The 538-nt window shown below is 67.1% G+C and carries 2 protein-coding genes; both read left to right on the top strand.

Annotated features, from left to right (window positions below; genetic code table 11):
- On the top strand, nt 1-215 hold a 215-nt coding region (locus ADL25_RS50530; RefSeq protein WP_234380931.1), incomplete at its 5' end, for a hypothetical protein.
- On the top strand, nt 212-538 hold a 327-nt coding region (locus ADL25_RS50525), incomplete at its 3' end, for a DUF2637 domain-containing protein (RefSeq protein WP_234380930.1). The genes ADL25_RS50530 and ADL25_RS50525, both read left to right, overlap by 4 nt.

The following is a 538-nucleotide window of genomic DNA, read 5'->3' as shown; positions in this document are numbered from 1 at the left end:
CCCAACCCAGCACCCACTCCCTCCCCCACCCCCCTCAACGAATCAACAACACACCAGCTCAGCCACCACCCCACGCTCCAACTACCCTCCCGTCCAACACCATCACCCGCATCCAGCAGGTCAACAGGATGCTGGACGTCTCGCTCGAGATCGAAACCGAGCAACTCATCAACGACCTCCTCGGCACGCACACGCGGCAGGTTGAGGCGCTATGACCACCAAGGAGTCGGCGCGCTCCACGCTGCCGCGGCGCAACGGGCCAGTTGCCGGGGGTACGGCGCAGCGCAGTACGTCCCAGCGGGGAGGGAGCCGGGCGTCATCGGCCTCACCGCCGGCGCTCCCTGGGTTCACCCGTGTGCAGCGCCTGCTGATCGGTGTGGTCGTGTCCGGAGCCGTCATCATCGCCGGGATCGGCTTCGCGGGCTCCTACCAGGCGGTCCGCGAGCTGGCCATCAAGAAGGGCTTCGGGAACTTCGCCTACGTCTTCCCGATCGGTATCGACGCGGGCATCTGCGTCCTGCTGGCCCTGGACCTGCTG

The organism is Streptomyces sp. NRRL F-5122, from assembly GCF_001507435.1.
In the GTDB taxonomy this organism is placed as follows: Bacteria; Actinomycetota; Actinomycetes; order Streptomycetales; family Streptomycetaceae; genus Streptomyces; species Streptomyces lannensis.
The sequence above is the reverse complement of the archived record's forward strand: the minus strand, read 5'-3'. Positions and strand labels throughout refer to the sequence as shown.